Annotated in this window: 20 protein-coding genes; 9 read left to right on the top strand and 11 right to left on the bottom strand. The window is 43.5% G+C overall.

What is annotated here, in order from left to right; genetic code table 11:
- Nucleotides 1-141 precede the first annotated feature (141 nt).
- The 3 genes from V144x_RS16595 to V144x_RS16585 all read right to left on the bottom strand — a co-directional run bounded on the left by V144x_RS16595 (nt 142) and on the right by V144x_RS16585 (nt 3,137).
- Nucleotides 142-1,470 carry a PhoPQ-activated pathogenicity-related family protein gene (locus V144x_RS16595; protein ID WP_197998473.1) on the bottom strand — a complete coding sequence of 443 codons (1,329 nt, stop codon included), beginning with the start codon at nt 1,468-1,470 and terminating at the stop codon, nt 142-144.
- A 110-nt stretch (nt 1,471-1,580) separates the two neighbouring features.
- Nucleotides 1,581-2,018, bottom strand: a complete 438-nt coding sequence (locus V144x_RS16590) for a hypothetical protein (RefSeq protein ID WP_144986238.1) — start codon at nt 2,016-2,018, stop codon at nt 1,581-1,583.
- Nucleotides 2,019-2,129: 111 nt separating this feature from the next.
- Nucleotides 2,130-3,137 (bottom strand): DUF1559 domain-containing protein, encoded by a 1,008-nt coding sequence (locus V144x_RS16585; RefSeq protein ID WP_144986237.1) that lies wholly within the window; start codon nt 3,135-3,137, stop codon nt 2,130-2,132.
- Between the two features lie 838 nt (nt 3,138-3,975).
- Here V144x_RS16585 and V144x_RS16580 point away from each other — a divergent pair.
- From V144x_RS16580 to V144x_RS16555, 6 genes are all read left to right on the top strand, one after another.
- Nucleotides 3,976-5,394: a UDP-N-acetylmuramoyl-L-alanyl-D-glutamate--2,6-diaminopimelate ligase gene (locus tag V144x_RS16580; protein WP_197998472.1), complete on the top strand. Its 1,419-nt coding sequence runs from the start codon at nt 3,976-3,978 to the stop codon at nt 5,392-5,394.
- A 54-nt stretch (nt 5,395-5,448) separates the two neighbouring features.
- Nucleotides 5,449-6,849, top strand: coding sequence for a UDP-N-acetylmuramoyl-tripeptide--D-alanyl-D-alanine ligase (locus tag V144x_RS16575; RefSeq protein WP_144986235.1), 1,401 nt, complete (start codon nt 5,449-5,451; stop codon nt 6,847-6,849).
- Between the two features lie 295 nt (nt 6,850-7,144).
- Nucleotides 7,145-8,251, top strand: coding sequence for a phospho-N-acetylmuramoyl-pentapeptide-transferase (gene mraY, locus V144x_RS16570; RefSeq protein WP_144986234.1), 1,107 nt, complete (start codon nt 7,145-7,147; stop codon nt 8,249-8,251).
- Nucleotides 8,252-8,464: 213 nt separating this feature from the next.
- The gene (locus V144x_RS16565) at nt 8,465-10,066 is read left to right on the top strand and encodes an FtsW/RodA/SpoVE family cell cycle protein (RefSeq protein ID WP_144986233.1); all 1,602 of its coding nucleotides are present in this window, start codon (nt 8,465-8,467) and stop codon (nt 10,064-10,066) included.
- Nucleotides 10,067-10,155: 89 nt separating this feature from the next.
- On the top strand, nt 10,156-11,307 hold the full coding sequence (murG, locus tag V144x_RS16560) for an undecaprenyldiphospho-muramoylpentapeptide beta-N-acetylglucosaminyltransferase (protein ID WP_144986232.1): 1,152 nt from the start codon (nt 10,156-10,158) through the stop codon (nt 11,305-11,307).
- A 268-nt stretch (nt 11,308-11,575) separates the two neighbouring features.
- A complete protein-coding gene (locus V144x_RS16555) occupies nt 11,576-13,372 on the top strand; it encodes an aspartate kinase (protein ID WP_144986231.1) in 1,797 nt (598 codons plus the stop codon).
- 24 nt (nt 13,373-13,396) lie between these two features.
- Here V144x_RS16555 and V144x_RS16550 read toward each other — a convergent pair whose 3' ends face one another.
- From V144x_RS16550 to V144x_RS16530, 5 genes are all read right to left on the bottom strand, one after another.
- Nucleotides 13,397-13,780, bottom strand: coding sequence for a response regulator (locus V144x_RS16550; protein WP_144986230.1), 384 nt, complete (start codon nt 13,778-13,780; stop codon nt 13,397-13,399).
- A gap of 17 nt (nt 13,781-13,797) precedes the next feature.
- Nucleotides 13,798-14,184 (bottom strand): DUF4440 domain-containing protein, encoded by a 387-nt coding sequence (locus V144x_RS16545; protein ID WP_144986229.1) that lies wholly within the window; start codon nt 14,182-14,184, stop codon nt 13,798-13,800.
- A gap of 33 nt (nt 14,185-14,217) precedes the next feature.
- The gene (locus V144x_RS16540; RefSeq protein WP_144986228.1) at nt 14,218-14,787 is read right to left on the bottom strand and encodes an FHA domain-containing protein; all 570 of its coding nucleotides are present in this window, start codon (nt 14,785-14,787) and stop codon (nt 14,218-14,220) included.
- 99 nt (nt 14,788-14,886) lie between these two features.
- A complete protein-coding gene (gene clpX / locus V144x_RS16535; protein WP_144986227.1) occupies nt 14,887-16,170 on the bottom strand; it encodes an ATP-dependent Clp protease ATP-binding subunit ClpX in 1,284 nt (427 codons plus the stop codon).
- A 219-nt stretch (nt 16,171-16,389) separates the two neighbouring features.
- Nucleotides 16,390-16,710, bottom strand: a complete 321-nt coding sequence (locus V144x_RS16530) for a hypothetical protein (protein ID WP_144986226.1) — start codon at nt 16,708-16,710, stop codon at nt 16,390-16,392.
- Between the two features lie 663 nt (nt 16,711-17,373).
- Between V144x_RS16530 and V144x_RS16525 the strand changes: the two genes are divergently transcribed.
- From V144x_RS16525 to V144x_RS16515, 3 genes are all read left to right on the top strand, one after another.
- Nucleotides 17,374-17,859 carry a hypothetical protein gene (locus tag V144x_RS16525; RefSeq protein ID WP_144986225.1) on the top strand — a complete coding sequence of 162 codons (486 nt, stop codon included), beginning with the start codon at nt 17,374-17,376 and terminating at the stop codon, nt 17,857-17,859.
- 46 nt (nt 17,860-17,905) lie between these two features.
- Nucleotides 17,906-18,553: a bifunctional 4-hydroxy-2-oxoglutarate aldolase/2-dehydro-3-deoxy-phosphogluconate aldolase gene (locus tag V144x_RS16520; protein WP_144986224.1), complete on the top strand. Its 648-nt coding sequence runs from the start codon at nt 17,906-17,908 to the stop codon at nt 18,551-18,553.
- 419 nt (nt 18,554-18,972) lie between these two features.
- A complete protein-coding gene (locus V144x_RS16515) occupies nt 18,973-20,601 on the top strand; it encodes a hypothetical protein (RefSeq protein WP_144986223.1) in 1,629 nt (542 codons plus the stop codon).
- A gap of 39 nt (nt 20,602-20,640) precedes the next feature.
- Here V144x_RS16515 and V144x_RS16510 read toward each other — a convergent pair whose 3' ends face one another.
- The 3 genes from V144x_RS16510 to V144x_RS16500 all read right to left on the bottom strand — a co-directional run bounded on the left by V144x_RS16510 (nt 20,641) and on the right by V144x_RS16500 (nt 22,792).
- Nucleotides 20,641-20,970, bottom strand: coding sequence for a Sec-independent protein translocase subunit TatA/TatB (locus V144x_RS16510; RefSeq protein ID WP_197998471.1), 330 nt, complete (start codon nt 20,968-20,970; stop codon nt 20,641-20,643).
- A gap of 127 nt (nt 20,971-21,097) precedes the next feature.
- Entirely contained in the window at nt 21,098-21,304 is a 207-nt protein-coding gene (locus tag V144x_RS16505) for a Sec-independent protein translocase subunit TatA/TatB (protein WP_144986222.1), read from the bottom strand.
- Nucleotides 21,305-21,739: 435 nt separating this feature from the next.
- Nucleotides 21,740-22,792 carry a hypothetical protein gene (locus tag V144x_RS16500; RefSeq protein ID WP_144986221.1) on the bottom strand — a complete coding sequence of 351 codons (1,053 nt, stop codon included), beginning with the start codon at nt 22,790-22,792 and terminating at the stop codon, nt 21,740-21,742.
- Nucleotides 22,793-22,896: the final 104 nt, after the last annotated feature.

Genomic DNA, 22,896 nt, shown 5'->3' with positions numbered 1-22,896 from the left:
AGTTTCTTCCGAGAGGCTAACAACCTCTACACATTATCTTAACATTCAAAAACAAAACTAATAGATCGAAAAAGAAATCTTCTCTGATTATTTTTAAAAAGAGCCTCCGTTAATGGAAATAAAGAATTGGGGAAGAGTGGGTTATTTAGATGTTGTGATAGTACATAATGAAAAAGGGATTTGACCTATTGAGTAGACTGCTTCCATGTAATAGGCGACATGACCTTTTTCAGGTTTGCTTATTTTAGCTAGATATACATTGTCTTCTGGGCTCACTTCTTTGGAGGTCCATTCTGCGTCGCGGAAATCTTTGTCTTCTGAGTAGGCGCTCCAGACTCGGACCTGCGCTGGTTTATTGATACATGTCAGTTTTAATTCATATTCGTTGGTGTTATCCCATTTGATAGCAGGAAGTTCTTTTCCTGTGGCAGCATGAATGAAAAACGCGCCGATTGTCTGCAGGGCATACTCGACTCCATCCCCTAGGCCATGACCGGCGTTGGGAACCTGGAGGATATATTTGGGTCCGACCAGATCTGACCAGTAAAAACGCATGGCATCAACCACCCAGTATGGGTCATTGGTGCCATTCACGAGCAATTTGGGGATTTTGATCTGTTGTCGATAGGTGTAAGGGTCCATCATCAGGCGGAGGTGTTTTTCTCGGGCATTTTCTTTGCCTTCTACGATCAGTCCTTTACTTGTGTAATCGATGATTTGTTCGCTGTATTTGCCCCAGGTCGCAATTTGATGCTTCATCTGCTTGCGGAAATTGAGTGTGTCAATGACGATTGGCGCAGTAGCGATGATTCGCTTGTCTACAACCGGGGTTAGCCAACTTGTCCATCCGCGTTTGGACGCCCCTGTAATGACAAAACCGTCGATTGCAAGGTTTCGTTTCTCTAAGGCGATTTCCTGAATCGCATCCATGGCTTTCACTGCGCTCTTAGCCATAGGGAACAGCAGTGGCCAGTTTTCGTCGCCGGTTTTCAGATAACGCAACCAGGTTTCTGTAATCAGATCATCTTCCTTCTTGCCATCGAATAGAGGCTGATTGGGAACCTGTGTGAGTAAAGCGATTCGGGCACCAGTTGCTTTTGCCAGCAAAAATGCGGGCTTGAGTCGTTTTTCATTCGGACGAGATCCATTACTGCCACCTGTTACGAACAATAAAACCTTGCTGTTGATGCGAACGTCATCCGGTTCAAAGATATACAACCAGTGCTTCCAGGTGATTCCCTGCCAGGTTTGAGATGTCAATTCGACGGGATAAGCGGTAACGCCCTCATGAGAAAATGAATCGTGAATTTCCCACTTATACTCTGGTTCTTCTCGTTCGATATATTTGAAAAATGCTTCAGGAATCTCCTTGGCATCTCTCAATGACGCGGGAATATTGGAACTCTCTGCCGAAATGAATGATGTGCAGAGTGTGATTACCAACAGGCTTGTAACGACTCGTAAGAACATAGTAATCATCTCAATCTAGAAGTTGTGTTAATGATATTATTTTAGGACCGTTTAAATCCTAATGACTGGTCGTTTTTCTTATCTGGTTAACTAGTAGAGAAGGAGCCTAGCTATTTTGTCGTTAATTCAATGATCCCGAGATCGGTTGGCTTTCCTTCGACGACAGAAAACTTAATATCCGATTTTTCAGGTTCGTCGTAGCGCTTATTGAGTTTATCGGGGCCGGTATAACTACGCGACATTACATCAAATTTCTTCCAGACGAATGTTAAAACATAGTCACCTGGAGGGATTCCATCACCGGTAGTATAAGTTGAAAGTTCGAATGTACCACCTCGCTTGGAGATACTTCCAGAGGCAGTGGGATGTTCCGTGTCGATTTCGCCAGTATTGTGGCAGGTGATCTGAAGGGGGAAGTCAGGTTCCTTTCCATCGACCATGATTTTCCCTTTAACAGGATAGGTCTTTTTTGTGAAAGGTTCTTCAGGACTTTTGCAGGAAAGAAGTAAGAATGTAGTCAAAACCAGAGATAAAATCAGTCGTATCATCGTCACGCACTCTCAGAATCGTATAGAGTGTTTGAAAGAGGGGATTAAAAGCCGGCAGTATCTCTGTGATGTACTGCCGGCAAACGATTAACTTAAGAAAGGTTTCGAGAATTAAAATTCTCCAACCACTTCGCCACCTGCCCGGGTGGTAAGTGATGCAAATGTGTAAGCATCCACATTTTGGCTAATGAAACGGACTGCACCATCTCCTAGCAGAAAATGTGCACCGCCTACATGGAAGCTCAAGAAACCAGTGCTTCTTGCATTACTGCAATTGATGGCACAAGGTCCTCCACTGCCTCCGTCAGTCCCATCTCGCAGGGATCCTTGATACCAATGTTCGCCGTTCAGGAAGTCTCCCCAGGCACCACCGTTACTTGGGCCCAAGGCTACTGATAAAGTGGGGCTAATTGTTTGGCCGCTGTAGATATTCGTTCCTCCTACTCTCTCTCCGAGCAAAATAGTATTAGAGGAGCCGTCAACGATATCGCGAATTCTAGTGACAGAGTCTCCGGGTGAGCCGGATGTATCTAGTCCTACAAAATTCAGCATTCCGCTACGGCTCGCAGCTGCAGGATGCCCAGTGTAGGCAAGAGAAGAATAAGTACCACGGACACCAGATGCAGGGCAATAGTCAGTACGAGCGGCAGTCCAGCTGAAAGGAAAAGCTGGGGCCAGGGTGTAGTCATGCACTGACGCTTCTGGTGTGGACGGACACATGAATACGGGGAGTGGTGTAGCAATTACTGATAAATTTTGTTGGACTTCTGGAATGGCTGCGAATTCGTTAATTGCAGGATACGAGGAGTTCCACTGATTATAGAGAGGGGCCTGATCTATGAGCGGAAGTAGCATGACACCGTAACCACCTGCCTTAATATTGGCCGGGTTCGTAGGGTCTAAAAACCAGGCGAAAGGGAAACAGCGGTGAGTGTCATGGTAGTTGTGAAACGCCAGGCCAAGCTGTTTCAAATTGTTTTTACAGGTAGACCTTCTGGCTGCTTCTCTGGCCTGTTGGACTGCCGGTAACAAAAGGGCAATTAAAATAGCGATAATTGCGATGACAACAAGTAGTTCAATCAGAGTGAAGCCTTTTTTCAATCGTGAGTGCCTTTGCATCTTCTCTATCCTTTAACAGATTGAAATGAGATCATTGAGAAAGGGGAAAGTTGGTGTACGAAGACTTTCTCCACACAGTTTTCCTATCTATCTAAATGTATCGCAAACCCAATGCCGGACTTGGCAGGATTTGCTAACGAGAACTCGCATTTTGAAACAATCAGCCTAAATGGCCTGAGAATCAGATACTTTTTGGAGATGGGACTTTAAACATCTGATAAGAAATAGCATATCGAGGTACTACTTCGTTATCTATAGTATTATTTACTAAATAGGTAAAAATACTAATATTAATTCTTAAGTATAATCGCGTGAAATAGTAAAGATTCAATGAGGACGCCTTGATTATTCATACCTGTAGTGTTCTTAGTTCGGCTTTGAAAATGAGGATATTTACTGTATAGAACCGTAAGGTTTTACTTGATTTTGCAGGGACATTGAATCTAGTAGTGTTCGCAATTTTCCCGGTTGAGTGACTCCTGTTAGTCTCTGTAATAATTACAAGGAAGATTTGAAAACCACATTTTTTGGATATCCAGGGTTGACGATATTCAAGGAATTAAGAGAATGCCCTTCGTTTTCAGAAAGCAGCATTCTGATCACATCTAAGTTTGTTCTCTCCAATGCCGATTCCGGCTTTTATTTTTTAACAATCAATTTAGTCAACGAAGTTTCTTTCAGCCATCTCGCCTTTTAATTAATTGGTTTCCCTGAAATGCATGGTTCTTACCTCACTTCCATGCCGTCTTCATCGCTCAGCTTATCCTCAGGATCAGTGGTTGTTAGTTTAAGAGCCCTGCTTCCTTCAGCTAGTTTTGTAGATTGTGCAGATATTTGTGTGACTTCAATTCAATCTGATAGTCGTCTCTGTAAACCAGGTGATATCTTTGCTGTCATTTCAGGAACAAGGCAACATGCAGAGAAATTTATTCCCGAAGCACTGAAGAATGGTGCTAAGGCTGTACTCACAGGGCGTCCGTTGACTGGACTTCAGGTCCCACAGTGTATTGTTAATGATGTACGCAAAGCTTATGCACTTGTCTGTTCTGAATTAGCAGGTTCACCTTCGCAGCAATTGCAGACTGTGGGAGTGACTGGAACAAACGGCAAAACAACCGTCTCCTGGTTGGTCAGAGCAATTTTGCAAAGTACGCAACGAAAGACCGGTTTGCTGGGAACGGTAGAGTATCATGATAGTGTTTCATCACGCCCTGCACCTTTAACGACTCCGGATGCGCAAGAGCTATCTCATCTTTTCTCAGAGATGGTTAAGAACAATGCAACACATGCAGTGATGGAAGTTTCCAGCCATGCTTTAGATCAAAGCCGGCTAGCAGGCACAGAGCTTTCGGTTGGTGTGATAACCAACGTGACGCAGGATCACTTTGATTATCATCAAAACATGGATAATTATGCTGCATGTAAGTCAAAAATTATTCAGCATGTCAAACGGGATGGAACGGTTGTCTTAAATTTAGATGATCCTGTCTGCCATTCATTCTTATCGAACGTGAATGAATCAAAAACATTGTTGACCTATGCCATTGAAAATGTCGCGGATGTAACCGCATCTCAACTTCAGGAATCAGATAAGCAGTCCAAGTTTGAAATTTTGTATAATGGGTCTCGAGCTCCTGTCATTACGAATTTGATAGGAACTCATAATATTTCTAATTGTTTGGCAGCGGCAGCTGTCTGTCTGGTATTAGGTTTATCTTTAACCGAAATTGCAGAGGGTATTAGCAACCTTGGATCTGTTCCTGGAAGGATGGAACAGGTCAATTGTGGCCAGACGTTTTCAGTTCTGATTGATTATGCACATACCGATGATGCTTTAAGGCACGCCATTCGTTCGGCAAAGCAAGTTTGTGATCGACGCGTTATCTGTGTATTTGGAGCTGGCGGAGATCGTGACAGCTCAAAACGTGGCTTATTGGGTTTGGCTGGAAGCGAAGCAGATTTGGCAATCATTACGAGTGATAATCCGCGAAGTGAAGATCCAGAACAAATTATGCAGGCGATTGCTACAGGCTTTAGCGAGACAGGAGTAACACCAGAATTGATTGTGGACCGAAAAGAGGCCATATATCGGGCTTTGGAAATTGCCTGCGAGAGAGATTTGGTATTGATTGCCGGTAAAGGGCATGAATGTGAACAGATTATCGGAGATTGCAAGATACCATTCAGTGACCGTTTAGTTGTAGAGAATTATTTTGGAAATTTACACTCCAGGAAATCAGATAAGATTCCCGCTTAAAGCCTTCTTAAGAACTACCATTTATTAATTGTTTTAAAACCGAGAAAAAATAGCATGGATCGTGTGTCACTCAGCAAAATTAGTCAGGTTATACAGGGGAAGTTTATATGTCCCGATCTGATGATGTCCGATGTTGAGGGGCTTTCGATCGACTCGCGAAGAATTAAGAGAGGAGATTTATTCTTTGCGATCCAAGGCAAACGTCAGGATGGTCATCAATTTGTTTCAAACGCATTAGAGCAAGGTGCTCGAGCTTGCGTCGTAAAACAGGGATGTGAACCAGAAAAACTACAACAGCCATTCATTTATGTTGATGATGTTAACCGGGCTTTTGAGCAGTTCGCGAGTTGGTATCGTAGTCAACAACAATTAATCGTAATCGGAGTGACGGGAAGCGTTGGGAAAACGACAACACGTACTATGATTCATACGGCTTTGTCACCTTTCTTGAAAGGCATTCAAAGTCCTGCGAATTATAATAATGAATTTGGCGTACCCTTGAGTATTGCACAAATTAATTCTGATCACGCATATGCGGTTCTGGAGTTGGGGGCTTCGCATCAGGGGGAAATCCGAGCTTTAGCCGAACTTTCCAGACCAGAAATAGGGGTGATCACTGGGATTGGCCCTTCCCATCTGGAGCACTTTGGCAGTCTGGATCGAACGGCAGAAGCTAAAGGAGAGCTCTTCGAACAGTTACCTGAAAATGGCTTGGCGATATTAAATGGGGACGATCCTTTTGCTTCCTGTTTAATTTCTAAGTCTTCAGCGCGTACATTGAAGATTGGGCTCAGTGAGTTGAATGATATCCGTGTGGCATCCCTCCGGCAAACAAGCGAGGGAGTTTCGTTTAAGGTAGAAGGAACTGAGTTCTTCATGCCAGTACTTGGCAAACATTTTGTCTACCCTGCTCTGTTTGCCATTGCTGTCGCGAAAGAGTTTGGATTATCAAACCAAGATCTAGTTGAAGGAATTCGTCAATTTACTACAGTTCAGGGCCGTTGTCATATCGAACAAATCGGCCCCTGGACGATCATTGATGATTCTTATAACTCGAGCCCGGTATCGATGAAAGCAGCTTGTCAGGTGATTCAGGATTGGACTGGTACGGGTAAGCGAATTGTTGTAATGGGCGACATGCTTGAATTGGGGGCTGAATCAAACAGGTATCATCAGGAAATAGGTGAGTTGATCGCTTCATCAGGAATTGATTTACTTTTCGTTTGTGGAAAACAGGCAGAAGCAGTAGCAAAAGGGGCAATTTCTGGAACTCTCTCTCAAGATCAAGTGTTACAAGCGGCAGATGTCAGTGAAATACAAAAGGAATTTTACTCTCGGTTAGAGCCGGGAGATGTTGTTTTAATAAAAGGCTCTCGTAGCATGCGAATGGAACGACTCATTGAAAGTCTCAAACAGCAGGCTACATTGAGGGAAGAAAAAATATCATGTGTCTAACATTGTGATTTCATCATGTACTTTGGGTTTGCGGGAATCCTAAGTGCGTTCGTTTCGGCGGACAAATCAGCAAAGGAAATATGTGATTCATTGGGTCGATCACTCCACTGCTGTAGCATGATGAAATCATTTCCGGGCGTCGAGATATGGGGTCTCGGCGTCCGGTCTCTCTTTTTTTTGAGAAGTTACGACAATAAGGGGTAGTGAGTCCGTGCCGGATTAATTAGACTGCTAAGTTTGAAATCGACCCTTAGATCTTTTCCTGTGAACTAGTAGGCGACGAGAAAATTACTTCATGATAATCTGGTTGTTGAAGACATTTTCTCCTTTGTTAGAACAACTTGAAGTGGTTTCAACGGGTGATTCGCGCGTCTTTCTTACTGCGCGGATTGCATTAGCCAGCATCTCTTCTTTTTTAATTGCCATACTGCTAGGCCCTATCGCAATTCGATGGCTGGAAAAACGCTTTCGCGAACGGGTCGATAGTGCTTCTGCCAGGCTTAATGAAATCCATGCCTCTAAAAATGCGACTCCGACAATGGGGGGAATTTTTATTATTGGATCCATCCTGATCTCGGCATTGCTTTGGGCGGATCTTTCAAATCGATACGTACAGTTGGGGATCTTTACAGCTACTGGTTTCGCATTATTGGGGGCTTATGATGATTGGATCAAACTCAGTACTAACCGGAATGGATTAACACCACGGCAGAAGTTGGTTGTTCAAATTGTGCTTGCCTGCTTGATAGGGACAGGAATCTGGTTTAGCAATTCCAGTTTAACTTCTGGTTTAGACTTGATTATGCCTGTGACTCGGCTCACTTTTTACCTGGGTATATTCTTTGTCCCCTGGGCAGTGTTAGTGCTGGTGGGAAGTTCCAATGCTGTGAATCTCACTGATGGCTTGGACGGGCTGGCCAGTGGTTGTATGGTTTTTGCTGGTTCCGCATTTGCCGGACTAACCTACCTGGCCGGTCATAAAGTGATGGCTGAATATGTACAAGTACCTTACATTCCTGGTGCTGGAGAAATGAGCATTATTTTGGGAGCCGCCGTCGGTGCGGTTCTTGGTTTCCTATGGTTCAATTGCTATCCGGCTCAGGTTTTCATGGGAGATACCGGTTCGCTGCCTCTGGGAGCGTTGTTGGGATTCGCGGCGCTCGTCATTCGCCAGGAGGCATTGTTAGTGATTGCTGGTGGGGTATTTGTTGCTGAAACATTAAGCGTCATCTTGCAGGTGTTCTGGTTTCGGAGAACAGGAAACCGCATACTTGCCTGTAGTCCTTTGCACAATCATTTTTTATTCAAAGGACATCATGAAATGAAAATCGTGGTTCGTTTTTGGATTTGTTCAGCATTACTGGCCATTATCGCGATTGCTAGCCTGAAGATTGCAACGTAAACCTGAAGTAGTTTGTTGATAATACGGTTTCTACCAGTCAGGAAATTCGACATGATTGGGAAAAGGCCTGTTATCACGATTCTGTCAGCTAATTCATCTGGTCACTGAATGTTTCTCAATCGTGAATTACCAAAGGGCTTACGGCTGCGGCTAAATCAGATTGAAAGTCGATTTTATTGATATCCATCCGCAAAGAGCAATGAGATATTCAACATGAAGTCGGCTTCGCTTTTATCAAATCCAGAACATGATCGCAGTCTTTTTATCTCAATGGCATGTGCGCTGTTGGGGTTGGGTGTGCTCATGGTGCACAGCGCCAGTATTACGTCCTGGCCGACTGAATTTGAGCAGGTTTACTTATCAAAGCATTTAACGTTTCTGACGATTGCCGCCATTGTTGCTTCGATTGCTTCTTATCTGCCCGCTCGTTTCTGGTATGATCGGGCCCCCCTTCTCTTTTGGGTCACAGTTGCGTTGTTAGCACTCGTGCTTGTGCCGGGAATTGGGACGCGCGTGAATGGTGCACAACGCTGGCTGAGATTTGGACCGATCTCACTGCAACCTTCTGAACTTGCTAAAATTGCGCTGCCCCTTCTGACTGTACGCCTTATGGTTCAGCGCAGGAGAGTTCTAAAGCATTGGATTAAAGGCACGGTCTTTTTACTGGTTCCTCTCGCAATTGTTATACCGCTTGTGTTGAAACAACCCGATTTGGGAACTTCACTTTTCCTGGTTGGTGGCGTCACAATCGCGTTATTTTTGGGAGGGTGGCCTCTGCGCAACTTTGTTGTGGGAGGGCTGTGTGCTATTCCCGTATTGGGAGTCTTAGTCGCATTGCGTCCCTATCAGTTAAAACGTATCAGTGGATTTCTTGATACCTGGACCAATTGGCAATCGGCTCCCTATCAAGTCAAACAGTCTCTCATGGCTTTAGGAACCGGTGGAGTGACTGGATCTGGTTTAGGGAAAGGTGCTCAAAAATTGAGCTTCCTACCAGAAGCCAACACTGATTTTGTGTTTTCGGTAGCAGGTGAAGAGCTTGGTTTGATTGGAACACTTGGGATTGTCGGACTTTGGTTAGGATTGTTTCTTGCTGGTTACAATATTTTAAGGTCACAAAATCAGAAATCATTTGCTTATGTTGTGGGATTCACACTGTTACTACAGTTAGTTTTGCAGGCGATTATCAATGTTTCGGTTGTGACAGCCATGGTACCTCCAAAAGGAATATCGCATCCTTTGATTAGTTATGGCGGAACGAATTTGATGGTGAGCCTGCTCTCTTTGGGTATTATTGTCAGCTTGACGCGATCAACTGGGGAAGATGAGTTACTCATCGATACCATCAGTGAAGATGAAGACAGCTCATTGTCAGCAGAGGCAGCGATCTCAGAACTCGCCATGATATCGCCAATCTATGAGGCTGAAGAGTCCGAAGATGAAGAGTCCGAAGACGAAGAGTCCGAAGATGAAGAGTACGAAGACGAAGAGTACGAAGACGAAGAGTACGAAGACGAAGAGTCCGAAGACGAAGAGTCCGAAGATGAAGAGTCCGAAGATGAAGAGTCCGAAGATGAAGAGTCCGAAGATGAAGAGTCCGAAGATGAAGAGTCCGAAGATGAAGAGTCCGAAGATGAAGAGTCCGAAGATGAAGAGTACGAAGATGAAGAGTACGAAGATGAAGAGTACGAAGATGAAGAGTCCGAAGATGAAGAGTCCGAAGACGAAGAGTACGAAGACGAAGAGTACGAAGACGAAGAGTACGAAGACGAAGAGTACGAAGATGAAGAGTACGAAGATGAAGAGGAGGCTTGACTGGGAAACTAAGTGGAATTCCTCTATGCTGTCACTTTCAATCAGTCTTTGAACTTTAAAAGTATCTTCAGCAGTGATTCCTCAGTACCATGGCCGAAACCATTTCAGATACGAAATCGATCGTTTTTGCAGGTGGCGGAACAGGCGGTCATTTGCTTCCGGGAATTGCTGTCGCTGAGCAGTTGGTTGCTCTCGGCCAATGTCGAATTACGTTTGTTGGTTCCAATCGATCAGTCGAGCAACAAATCATTAAAAGTTCTGGATACCAGCATCTTCCCCTACCTTCTTCCTCAACGAGTGATTTAAAACGAGCTCCCTTTCGTTTTCTGTGGAATAATAGCCGTGCGTTCTTTCGGACGCGTCGTTTCTTAATACGAGAAAAGCCGGCAGTCGTGATTGGCTTGGGAGGTTTTGCCAGTGTACCAGTTGTATTGGCAGCATCGCGTCTCAAGATTCCCATTGTCTTACTGGAGCAGAATACCGTACCAGGAAGAGCCAATCGATTTTTATTTCCACTTTCAAACCTGGTTTGTACCTCTTTTGCAGAGACGCCATTTGAAATCAAAATGACTCGAAAAACTGTGATTCCTGAGATTGTATTTACTGGAAATCCAATCAGAAAGGAAATTGTTCAAGCAGTTTCCCAGAAAGAAAAAAGTACAACACCATCTGATAAAACTTCGATTCTGGTCTTAGGAGGCAGTCAGGGAGCCACTGCGGTCAATGCTGCAGTAATCTCAATGTTGGAAGAGTATTTGGACAAGATAAGCGGTCCACTTCATATGGTTCATCAAACAGGCATACTTGATTTTTCAAATATTGAGCAAAAATATGAGCTGTTGCGAGAGAGGCATCCAAATCTCAAAGTCACGGTTCAGCCCTTCTTTAATGACCTGAAAAACTGGTATCTGCAAGCTGACCTGGTAATCTCCCGAGCAGGAGCAACCACACTTGCAGAATTGGCAAGTGTGGGGTGTCCTACGGTCCTTATTCCCTTTCCGGGTTCCATTGGGGATCATCAGCTCAAAAACGCTCGATTTTATGCAGACCGGGGTGCAGCGACTATCGCATTGCAGTCTAAGGAATCTGATAGCACTGTCAGATTGCTGGGAGAGACGATAACTGCTTTACTGGAGGAGGATGAACGTAGAAGACAAATGAGGCAGTCGATGCAGGAAATCTCAATTCCAGGTGCTGCACGGCATGTTGCGGACGAGGTGATAAAATTGATTGCCAGGTAATGTGTTTATTTGTTCATTTTTTTGTTCTGAGAAAGAACTAAGACTAAATCAACGTGTCTCCTAACAGAGAAAACCGAACTTTCGATGCGGTTTTCAATGTTTTATGGAATCCGAAAACGCTAATGATTCACGAAGACGAGGCCATTTGTTACCTTTTCTAGGTTCGTTAACTTAGTCGAATGAGCTGTATGTTAATTGTTATCAGGGACACTCTGGTTGTCCCGCTGTTAAAACGAGTTTTTTTAAAAAAAAGAAACGGAGAAGAAACGTGTCACTGATTGTCCAGAAATTTGGTGGAACAAGTGTAGCCGATACTAGCAAGATTCAAGCTGCGGCTCAGCGTGCCACTGACATGCATCAGGCAGGACATCAGGTGGTCATGGTCGTGAGTGCGCGCGGAAAGAAGACCGACGAGCTTGTCAGGCTAGCCGCTGAAATTACAGATGACCCTACTCCGCGTGAAATGGACATGCTACTTTCGACTGGCGAACAGGAATCTGTCGCATTAATGGCTATGGCGATTCACAAGCTCGGAGGAGAAGCAATTAGTCTGACTGGCTCACAAATTGGTGTCGTGACTGATTCCTCACATACGAAGGCGCGAATTATCTCGATTTCGACAGATAGAATGCGAACAGCACTCAACGAAGGTAAGATTGTCATTGCCGCCGGTTTTCAGGGAAGAGATAAAGATTGGAACATTACCACGCTCGGGCGAGGTGGAAGTGATACAACGGCAACAGCGTTAGCCGCTGTGCTGGATGCTGATATGTGTGAGATCTATACTGATGTTGAAGGAGTTTTCACAACAGACCCGCGCATTGTCCCAGAAGCTCACAAAGTGGACAGCATTTCGTACGACGAAATGCTCGAACTGGCAAGTTTGGGAGCTGGGGTGATGCATTCACGGTCTATCGAATTTGCTAAAAAATATAAAGTCCCATTGAAGGTACGCCCCTCATTCTCAGACTGTGAGGGAACTTTGATCGCTATCCAACCACTTGCAGAGGCACCAGTAGTCACAGGAATTGCTTTTGTTCGAGATGAAGTCAGAGTCAGTTTGACCGACATTCCTGATGAGCCTGGTATCATGAGCAGTATTTTTACCCGCATGGCAGAACGGAAGATCAGTCTGGACATGATCGTTCAGGATGTGGGAACAGGTGGAGTGGCTCGTGTATCTTTTACCGTTCCTCAGTCCGATCTGGCTGAAACCCTGACTGCTGCCAGTGAAGCGATTGATGTAATCGGTGCAGGAAAGATTCAACATGGGACAAACCTTTCTAAGGTTTCGATTGTTGGTAGCGGAATGCGGAATAATTATGGTGTAGCTAGTCGTATGTTCTCAATCCTGGCCGATGCCGACATTAATGTTGGCATGATTACCACCAGCGAAATTAAAGTGACCGTTCTCGTAGATCGAAACCAGTGTGAAGAAGCAGTACAAGTCATTCATAACGGCTTTGAGCTTAATCGCCTCCCAAGTTATGAATTTGCTACTAACGAGAAGCAATCAGATGATTCTGATACTGAAATACAAGTACAAAAAATGTCGCAGTTAGAGCAGGAAATCATCGATCAGTTAGCCAATATGGAAGATATCGTCGTCAGCGAGGTATTACTTGATCAAAGTCAGTCTCGCGTGACGGTCAGAAATTTACCAGATAGTCCAGGGATCTGCTCAAGACTGTTTTCTGTTGTGGCCGAGGGAGGCGTGTCTGTCGATATGATCGTGCAGAATATGGGTGAGGAAGAGCAGGCACACTTGTCATTTACAGTTCCTAGAACCTCTTTGGAAAAAAGCCTGGAATTGGTAGAGCCTCTACTTTCTGAATGGGGTGAGGCAGAAGTCAGCCATGAAGCGGAAATTGCGAAGCTTTCTGTTGTTGGGATTGGACTTCGCAGTCATACGGGCGTGGGACAATCCATGTTTTATGCACTGGCAGAATCTAATATCAATATTCAGATGATTAACACCAGCGAAACCCGCATTAGCGCAGTTGTCGATCTTAAGCATGGTGAAAAGGCTTATGAGGGACTGTTAAAAAAATTCAAATTGACATAACTCCCTGATGCGTCAACAGTGATGCTAGTCTGTTTCTACTGAAAGTGCTGTTTGCAAGAGCTGAGGAAGCTGTGCAGAAAATTGACTGCGTGGCAATACTTGAGTACACCCTGCTGCTTTAGCTTTTTCAAGACCCTCTGTATCCACATGTGGTCCGAACGCAATGCTGACCACATTTGAATAACGATCATGAATTGATGCAAGTTGTTGCCAGTTCAGGTCAGGCTGGTTGAGATCTACCAGTAGTAGTTGTCTTGTTCCTTCAATAATCGATTCTGAAGCCCTTTTAGCACTGAGGACAGTACAAAACGAGAGATCCAGATGTTTTGCAACTCCTGTGATCTTGCTTAGAAAAAGCATGTCTGAGCAAAGAATGACAATTTGAGGTGTTTGCGTGGGTTCATTCATTTTTTAACGTGAAATCTTTATACGATTGATCGGTGAAAATGAACATGCTGCCATTCATCATTCTGTTTTTGCCAAATACGTGTTTCTTCAAAAGCAGAACTTGAATCAAGGCCATGCTCATCGATGGCCTGGACGATTCGAACGAAGGTTACGAGTGCAACGTCACCCATAATGGAAACCATGGGGGAACTGATTGTGGATTGCCTCGGTCTCCCCGTAGGGTTCATCTCAAAGTAAAAACGGTGAAAATCCATTCCGGAAATTAAATGCCCTTCCGATTCTGGTTCAAACGATGTCAATTCTTCATCACAAAGGGCGGTATAAGTATTCCAGTCTTTGTGATCAATGGCATCAAGTAATTGTTTATTTAATTTCAAGAGCTGTTGAACATCATTATCTGACATGAATGAATCCCGTTAAAAAAAGATTAAGTTGTGTCAATCTTGTTCCATATTGTCGGTCAGGTCAATTTCGGGAAATTGAATTGTCTTTTTGTTTTCCTCTGTCTGATCATCGGGAGAATAATCTTCAATCGTAACAGTGTCCTTCGGTTTCTTCTGATCTGGATGCGTGTGATTTTCGGGGAGTGAAATTTCCGCAGGTGAATCGATGGGAACAACGTCATCAGAAACTGAAACGAGTGGATTATCTGAAGTAAGTTCATCAAGACTATTTAAATGAATTGTTGATCCTACTTCAAGGAATTCCTGTGAATCATACTCAATCCGAAAACTTACATCGGCGATGGACAGTAGACTGCCCGAAGACAATTTAGTGTCACGTTTGGGGGTGAGTTTTTTTCCGTCTATAAAGGTACCATTTGAACTGCCCAGGTCATGCAGTAAAGCAACTGAATCAGTCAGAAAAATTTTACAGTGATAACGACTGACTAGATCGGAATTTAGCTTCAAATCACAATCAGATGCTCTCCCAATAAGCGTGTTTTTTGTGAGTGTGATTGGTTTGGTTTTTTTTGAGGGATTTTGGACGTTCAGTCGAATTTTCATGACTCAGCCACAAGTAAGAAAACCCGCCGAAGATAAAGACTTCGGCGGGAAATGTGATCATTTCTCGTATTGAATTATAGGGACTGGGTGGCTGGAAGTCTATGCGGCTGCTGAATCATCCGTGGGGAATAACTGTTCTGTTCCCTGGATAACTTCAGGTGTGACAACATATTTTTTACCTGGTTCCTGTTCGGGAAGCTCAAACATAATATCGAACATTGCCTGTTCGATAACACTACGTAAACCACGAGCCCCTGTATTCTTCTTTTGAGCAATACATGCGATTTCATGAAGAGCCGCATCAGTGAATTCGAGTTTTGCATTTTCCATCTCAAAGAATTTATGGAACTGCTTCACGAGTGAGTTTTTAGGCTCAGTTAATACCTTAACCAGATCATCCTCGCCAAGTTGGGCCAATGATGATAGTACGGGAAGACGTCCAAGAAGTTCTGGTATCAGCCCGAACTCTAAGACATCATCGACTGATGCGTGAGCAAGTAATTCGTTTTTCGTTTTTTCTTGCTCTTTCTGTTGGCCAGACTGACCAAAGCCGATCGTTTTTCGACCAAGACGTTTACCTACAATATCTTCCAGGCCTACAAACGTCCCGCCACAGATAAAGAGAATATTGGTCGTGTCTAATTGAATATATTGCTGCTCTGGGTGTTTACGTCCTCCTTGTGGAGGAACGTTGGCAACTGTTCCTTCCAGCATCTTAAGTAAAGCCTGCTGGACCCCTTCACCTGAAACATCGCGTGTAATCGAGACGTTCTGACTCGTTTTTCCGATCTTATCGATCTCGTCGATGAACAGAATTCCTCTTTGTGCCGCTTCAACATCAAAGTCAGCAGCATGTAATAATTTCAATAAAAGGTTTTCGACATCTTCACCAACATAGCCAGCTTCCGTAAGGGTTGTTGCATCTCCGATCGCAAAGGGAACTTGGAGATAACGCGCCAAGCTTTTTGCCAGCAATGTCTTCCCGGATCCTGTTGGTCCAATCAGGAGGATATTGGATTTATCAAGTTCGACTTCCGAACTATCATCTTCGGCATGCATGAGTCTTTTATAATGATTGTGCACAGCAACAGCCATGATTTTTTTGGCTCGTTCCTGACCAATGACGTAATCATTCAGGTGAGTTACAATTTCGCGAGGTGTAGGAACATTCTTAAAGAGTTTCTTTGTAGTTCCTCTACGTCGATGCTCTTGTTCCAGTATTGATTGACATACTTCAATACATTCTCCGCAGATGTACGCGTTGTCAGGACCCTCTACTAAGGGGCCAACTTCGCGATAACTTTTTCTACAAAAAGAACAATTTGCATTTTTCTTCCCAGAAGAATTACGTTTTCCAGAGGTGATATCTCGTCCGGTGGGCATAGCTTCCCTTCAACGGTGTCATCTAAATAATGGCGTTCAACGTCCAGTGAGTTTTGATTCTGCCTCCGTGCAAATCACTTGATATGTAAAAAAACTTGCGACATGAATCTAAAGGTTGAATCTACTTTAATTTAACAAGAGGCAATTGAGTAAATTTACGATCATTTGATAATCAATTAAGAATAATAAGATTCTAACAGTCCAAATTTTCTAATCGGACTAATCAGTTTGATCAGTAGCTTCATTTTCTTTGAGACCTTTATCGGGCAGGTCAGTAAGCCGTTTTTTGATGGATCGGAATTCGTCGTCGGTGAGGTCACCTTCTCGGCGCATTTCTGAGAATTGTAGAAGTAATTCAGATGTATCAACATGACGATCCTCATTTTCCCGAAAACGCCCTACGATCCTTACGGTCAACCAAATCAAAAAACTGATAATGAAAGCCGCTAAAATCCACCCAAGAACCTGACCTTCAAAGAGTTCCTTGAATAGCTTTTGTTTTCCTGATAAATTTCCTAGAGTTAAATTAAGCTGAATCACTTTAAAGTGAGCAGAAAGTATTTTCTCCCTGCCTTTCCTAATACGAATCCCTAAATTGTTTCGCTACGAAAACAATCCTCTTTTGAACTTACCCCACTGTTGATCCCAATCTCATTTCTGGCATATCGTTAATTATTGGGTACAGTCAAGTTTGAGGCAAGTCCTCCTGAATATTAAAGACTTGTATTAGTATACGGGAATATTTAGCATATCTCGCGCCAAAAATTCGTAAAATATGATGTAATACAAAGATTGCCAGCATCTGATTTGGTGTTGACATAATAAATTATTTTTGCATGGGATACGGTAAAAACAACTGGATTCCGTTGAAAATCACTTAAATCAAGTTCGTTGATGAGTGATCATCTCACAGAAAATAGAAAAAATGTGAATTGGTTTCATATTAGCGAGAAATGTACTTTCGGACCCTGAAAAAAGTAAAGCTTACATTGTTGATGTTACCGAAGCACAAAATCGGACTATTAATTTAATTAGCTGATTCATAACAGACTGACAGAATTGACATGCAAGTAGTAGCATACCTTGCATCCCCGACTGCTCATTTTTATGATCGATTCTTGAACTACCATGATTCATGCCTTCTGAGTAGAGTTTGTGACAATCGAACCAGCAGCATACGCTCAATTTTACTGAGGATTTTGGATGGACTTTAATAAACGTCTTCAGCATGCCATCAATAAAGGGCGTGCAGCCAAAGATGAAGAATTACAACAAGAAGTCGGCAAGAAGATGACGGAAGAAGAATTTCGGAATCTGCATTTGAAATACCGACTGGAACTAACAGACCACATTGATGATTGTCTGAAGAAACTAACCGATCATTTTCCCGGATTCCAATTTAAAACACTAATGGAAGAAGATGGCTGGGGATCAAGAATCACTCGTGATGATGTCAGCATCGGATCGAAGCAAAGGGCGCAAAGTCTTTATAGCCGTTTGGAAATGGTAGTCAGACCATTTACGGATACTCATATCATTGAATTGGTTGCTAAGGCAACAATCCGAAATAAAGAGACTTATAATCGTTCTCATTATCAATTCATCGCTGAAGTTGATATGCAGTCATTTCAGGACTTGGTGGACTTATGGATCTTAGAGTTTGCTGAGCAATTTTCCTTTCAAACATAACTGATTAATATCGACGTTTTCGTTAATAAAAAAAGGTAAGCATTTTATGAGTCGACACACGGCTTTCTCTCAGGTTATTGATCGTGGTGCCGTTGCCATTATTCGTGCAAAATCAGGTGAGTTACTGGTTGATGTCTCAAAAGCAGTCTATGCTGGTGGTTTGGATGTGATCGAAGTAACTTTTACGGTGCCCGGAGTTCTCGATATTCTGTCTCAGGTGAAGCAGGAGTTAGGAGACCGGATTCTCTTAGGTGCAGGGACTGTGCTTGATTCAGAGACAGCTCGTGCTGCAATTCTTGCCGGAGCGGAGTTTATTGTAACTCCTACAGTTAACACTGATGTCATTGAGTTATGTAATCGTTACGACAAATTGATTATGACAGGGGCTTTAACTCCGACAGAAGCACTCACTGCCTGGGAAGCGGGTGCTGACATTATTAAAATCTTTCCGGCGTTTGTGGGGGGGCCTGAATATCTCAAAGCATTACATGGTCCTCTGCCACAAATTCCACTGATGCCTACTGGAGGAGTCGATTTAGAAACAATACCGGCCTATCTCCAGGCAGGAGCATGTGCAGTTGGTTTAGGAAGTTCCCTTGTCACAAAACAGATGGTTGAAGCAGGAGACCTGGAGGGAATTCAGAATTTAACTACTGAATACATGAATAAGATCAAAGAGATACGCAAAATCTAGTCGGTAAATACTATCTTGTGTGATGCTGACATTTATTAGGTTGTGTATTTCTTCGTAAATGTATTTATAGATGGTGTTTATTGTTCTAAGTATTAGACATTCAGTAGAAACTGCTAAAGAACTTGTATTCTGCTGAATCGTTTGTGTCATCTTGACCTTGCTGTTACTCAATACAGGGAAAATTACCTCCAACTACCCTACTGATTTAACCAGAAAGATCCTCTCAAGTCATAAGAACTCATTTGACGATATGCCTAGATAGTCGATATTCCGTTTACTCGCCCGAGTTCCGGCTTATGGGAGTGCAGGCTCTCGTATCCGTTCGCATTGGCTATTGACTGATTTCCAACTTCTCAGGAGGGGCTCCAAGCCTGGATCATTTTATTATTTATGTTGTCCAGGTAGGGAGGTGTTTTGGCATGAGACGAGTGACATTACTGGCGGTCAGTTGCTGGGTCTATGGATTTTTTCCTTTTATAACCCAGGCAGCAGCAGTTTCTTCCACGCCCGTCTATACCAGTAAGACTCAGTTTCGAATTCCCTACCACTATGATCAAGCTGAGATAGAACGCTTGGGGGCTCGAGAAATCCGGCTCTATGTTTCTACCGATCGGGGGGTGACTTGGAATCATATGAAATCCGTAGCGCCTACCGCTCGAAAGTTTCCATTCGAGGCGACTCAGGATGGAGAATACTGGTTTTCAGTCAGAACTCTGGATTCCAATAATCAGCTTCATCCTTCAGGGAGAGTTTTTGAACCAGGATTACGTGTTGTAATCGATACCACGCCTCCCCAGTTAGATTTGGATTTGAGGCAGGTTTCTCCCGGAAAAGTACAACTCGTTTGGAACGCAACCGATAAATATCTTGATCCAACAAAACTGGTTCTCGAATATGCTCAAAATGGCAGTCAGAACTGGCAACGTGTGATTGTGGCTCCGCATAGTAAAGGTCAAACAACCTGGTCTATTTCCCAAGGCGGTGTGGTCGCGGTGAGGGGATCAATCAAAGACAGGGCTGCAAATGTAGGGACCAGTCAAAAACAGATCCGTGTAGTAGCTGCTGCGAGCCGTACAGTACCAAAACCTAAACAAGATGTGCCTGATTTTAATCAACCAATTGCCCAGGGTAGTTCAGGATTTTCGAAACCAGAAGCGTTGACTCCCTATTCTGATGTGCCCCAGCCATTACAGACGAGCCAGCCGGATTCGTTTGAGAATCAAACGCCACTTGCAAATCAACAACTTCCCAATGTCTTTCCTAAAAATGATGGATCGACTGAACCATCACTTGGAGGGCAGTCAATTCCTGACCAGATCAAAGGACAATATGTCGCCGATGATCCGGAGAAACGACCGCTGTATGCTAAAAATCGATATCCCGTAAAAGAGAAGAAATGGTCTTCTGAACGAAAGCAGATAGTGAACGCTACAAATTTTCAGATCGGTTTTCAAATTGATGAAGTAGGACCTTCCGGAGTGGGGGCAGTGGAACTTTATATTACAGAAGATAATGGTCTAAAGTGGTATAAGTATGGAGAAGATCCCGACAAGAAGAGCCCATTTCTTGTGGAGGTTCCTCATGACGGAGTTTATGGATTTGCGCTGCGTGTTCGCAGTGGTGTCGGACTGGCAGATGCCCTACCCAAGTCCGGTGAAAAGCCCGATGTTGTGGTTGCCGTTGATCGAACTGCCCCCACAATCAAATTAAATCCAGTAAAACAGGGACTGGGTGGGGAAGGAAACAAAGTAACCATTTCCTGGACAGTAAACGAATTGAATCCGGCCGAAAAACCGATCTCTATCAATTTTTCTACTCAACCACAGGGACCATGGGAGCCCATTGTAGAATGGCAGGAAGATTTAGGACGGTTTACCTGGTCTGTTAAGCAAGGTAATCCATCCAAGTTTTATCTACAGGTCGTTGCACGCGATGCAGCCGGAAATCTCTCCGAAGTAGTTACACCTCAACCCATCATTGTTGACTTAACGAAGCCCTCAGGACGAATTGTTGATGTCGAAGTGATGAGCAGTAAAGCCCCCTATTAATTCAGACTGATTTGGTTTAGCATTAAAAGCTGGTAATGCTTATGACTGCTGTTCGGAATTCTTCTCAGTAGTTGGTTCTGATGTGGGCACTTCAAATTTAGGCGCGGTAAATTCCTCTGAATGTTCCTCAGGCGTAGGTCGAGGTGTTTCTGTCTGTGATTGTGAGTAAGAGGCTTGATTTACCTCATCTTCAATTCCGCTGACGCCTTTCTTAAATTCCACAATCCCCTTCCCCAGGCTACGTGCCACTTCCGGTAAGCGTTTACCGAATAAGAGAAGCGCAATAATTCCGACGATGATCATCTCATATCCACCGGGCATTCCAAAAATCGCAGGAACGGTAGTTATGTGTGTGATAGTTTGAAACATTGTTTCACCTCTTTTTATAATAAGGTTTCAGGGATTTCTTTACCAAAAAGATCGAGCCCTTTGAGCCTTGTTTCTTTTCCAATGCGATTAATAAGAGTTCAGTGTCATTATCATTCTGTTTGATATTTTAGCTTGACTGATTGTCCTGTTCAGAGTCTGGGGCCTCCATTTTAGAAGGTTTTTCATCTTCTTCTGAAACTTCCCGTGCACCTTTTTTGAACTCTACGATGCTTTTTCCGAGAGAATTCATAGCTCCAGGTAAACGCTTACCAAACAGGAGCAAGATGATTCCTAAAATGATCGTAATTTCAATCCAGCCAGGAAAGCCAAACATACTAATTATCCCATTAACTATGGTGAAATCATCGAGTATTGACATCTACTCGAGCAACCAGGTTTTTTCAGTGAAATGGTAATTGACAAAGACGTCACCGATAAAATGAATACCAGATAAATGGGATATTCCTGAAAAGGTATGCTCTGCCGATGCTGAGGAATAGATCAAAAGGAATGTTGTCATTCCTGTCTGATAGTCCCTGCGAAAATATATCTCGAAGGAAATCCCATGGATGGATATCCACTCGGTTTGCCCGCAGGAGTCGCAGGAGGATTGAGCGGTAAGTACATAAATCATAACCGCGCAAACGTGGCTGTCAACAGAATTTAGCTATGCAATTCCTGTGATTTGTCATTCTGAACAGCAATCATTGAAAAAAACGGAAGTATTTCCGCATTAAGACTCTCAAAATATCTGAATTCTCGCTTGAACTTAACCTGTTGTGGCATCTAGGGATGTTTTCTGCAGCAGGAGTTGCATTTCGATCCATTGAATATTTTGAGCCAAGTCGTTCAGTTCCAAATTCTGATTTGATTCACATTCAGCACAACAATCAACAAAGGAATTGAGAGACCAGCGTTCACTTTGCAATAACTGGTTTTTCCAGTTAGCAACAGCCGGGCTATGGAACTGATCAAACAGAGGCTCTACAGCTTCAGGTAAGACCACATGTAAGGGGTGATGACCCACAGCCCTGCTCCAATACTTAGCATTGGAGTAATCGGGTTCACGACGGTGCATTATGTGATGCCAATAATCTCCCGAGCGGTGTGGACCCTCGTGCTCAACTGATTGTGAGAGCTGATGACTTTCCTCAAGATAGTCGTGGATGCAGAGTAATCCAGCTTTCAGAGCGATTGCGTCCGCTTGAGAAGAAACCGACGGCAAGTCCTGAGCAGGTTGATAATCGCGTATCAAATGAAGCAACCAGTCGCGATCATGACCAGGATAATCTGGAGCTAACTGAGGTAAAGGAATTTGTAACTTTCTACCTACATTGAGAGCTGGGGCAGCAATCAGCTGATTTTTAATTCCTGCTTCCGCCATGAGAATCAATGAATGCCAAAGAAGGTCTTCAGAGTTGGGTATTTCTTTCAAACTTAAAAATGTCGATTTATGTATCAGCACGATTGCGTGCTGAAAAGGATTCATAGCAAGAAGCACTGCTATTGGAGAGAGAATTTCATATGATTGTGTAAAAAGTTCTGCAGAACTGAAAGGAAGAAAGCAGGCTCCTGTCTGATCTCTTTTTAACTCAAAGTTTTTGATCTGATTGAGTTGGGTCTGATCAATTAACTCTGGTCGCTCTATAAATCCGACATATTCTGAAGAGGTTTCTTCAAAGAGGGAAACGGTCTCATCCGGTTGAAGGCTTTCGAGAGTTTGATTTTCGAGTTTATTACAATTGTAATCAGAGAGTTTATTCAAGCTATCAGACAGATGGCTGTTATTTCCGAGCAGATAAAATTGGGTACGGGCTGTCATTGGTATCAAACTTCAGTGAATCAAAATTGAGGCTTTATGAGGACGCGATCATTTCGTCTTTTCTAAAGTACCTGATTTTCATTTCAGCAGAAAGTCATTTTTAA

The organism is Gimesia aquarii, assembly GCF_007748195.1.
GTDB classification, from domain to species: Bacteria; Planctomycetota; Planctomycetia; order Planctomycetales; family Planctomycetaceae; genus Gimesia; species Gimesia aquarii.
This window is presented reverse-complemented; position numbering and strand designations above follow the sequence as displayed.

Excerpts from the sequence above, each read along its gene's own strand:
- V144x_RS16595 (WP_197998473.1), bottom strand. The coding sequence starts at position 1,470 with ATGTTCTTACGAGTCGTTACAAGCCTGTTGGTAATCACACTCTGCACA.
- V144x_RS16590 (WP_144986238.1), bottom strand. The coding sequence starts at position 2,018 with ATGATACGACTGATTTTATCTCTGGTTTTGACTACATTCTTACTTCTT.
- V144x_RS16585 (WP_144986237.1), bottom strand. The coding sequence starts at position 3,137 with ATGCAAAGGCACTCACGATTGAAAAAAGGCTTCACTCTGATTGAACTA.
- V144x_RS16575 (WP_144986235.1), top strand. The coding sequence starts at position 5,449 with ATGGATCGTGTGTCACTCAGCAAAATTAGTCAGGTTATACAGGGGAAG.
- mraY (WP_144986234.1), top strand. The coding sequence starts at position 7,145 with ATGATAATCTGGTTGTTGAAGACATTTTCTCCTTTGTTAGAACAACTT.
- V144x_RS16565 (WP_144986233.1), top strand. The coding sequence starts at position 8,465 with ATGAAGTCGGCTTCGCTTTTATCAAATCCAGAACATGATCGCAGTCTT.
- murG (WP_144986232.1), top strand. The coding sequence starts at position 10,156 with ATGGCCGAAACCATTTCAGATACGAAATCGATCGTTTTTGCAGGTGGC.
- V144x_RS16550 (WP_144986230.1), bottom strand. The coding sequence starts at position 13,780 with ATGAATGAACCCACGCAAACACCTCAAATTGTCATTCTTTGCTCAGAC.
- V144x_RS16545 (WP_144986229.1), bottom strand. The coding sequence starts at position 14,184 with ATGTCAGATAATGATGTTCAACAGCTCTTGAAATTAAATAAACAATTA.
- V144x_RS16540 (WP_144986228.1), bottom strand. The coding sequence starts at position 14,787 with ATGAAAATTCGACTGAACGTCCAAAATCCCTCAAAAAAAACCAAACCA.
- clpX (WP_144986227.1), bottom strand. The coding sequence starts at position 16,170 with ATGCCCACCGGACGAGATATCACCTCTGGAAAACGTAATTCTTCTGGG.
- V144x_RS16525 (WP_144986225.1), top strand. The coding sequence starts at position 17,374 with ATGGACTTTAATAAACGTCTTCAGCATGCCATCAATAAAGGGCGTGCA.
- V144x_RS16520 (WP_144986224.1), top strand. The coding sequence starts at position 17,906 with ATGAGTCGACACACGGCTTTCTCTCAGGTTATTGATCGTGGTGCCGTT.
- V144x_RS16515 (WP_144986223.1), top strand. The coding sequence starts at position 18,973 with ATGAGACGAGTGACATTACTGGCGGTCAGTTGCTGGGTCTATGGATTT.
- V144x_RS16510 (WP_197998471.1), bottom strand. The coding sequence starts at position 20,970 with ATGTTTCAAACTATCACACACATAACTACCGTTCCTGCGATTTTTGGA.
- V144x_RS16505 (WP_144986222.1), bottom strand. The coding sequence starts at position 21,304 with ATGTTTGGCTTTCCTGGCTGGATTGAAATTACGATCATTTTAGGAATC.
- V144x_RS16500 (WP_144986221.1), bottom strand. The coding sequence starts at position 22,792 with ATGACAGCCCGTACCCAATTTTATCTGCTCGGAAATAACAGCCATCTG.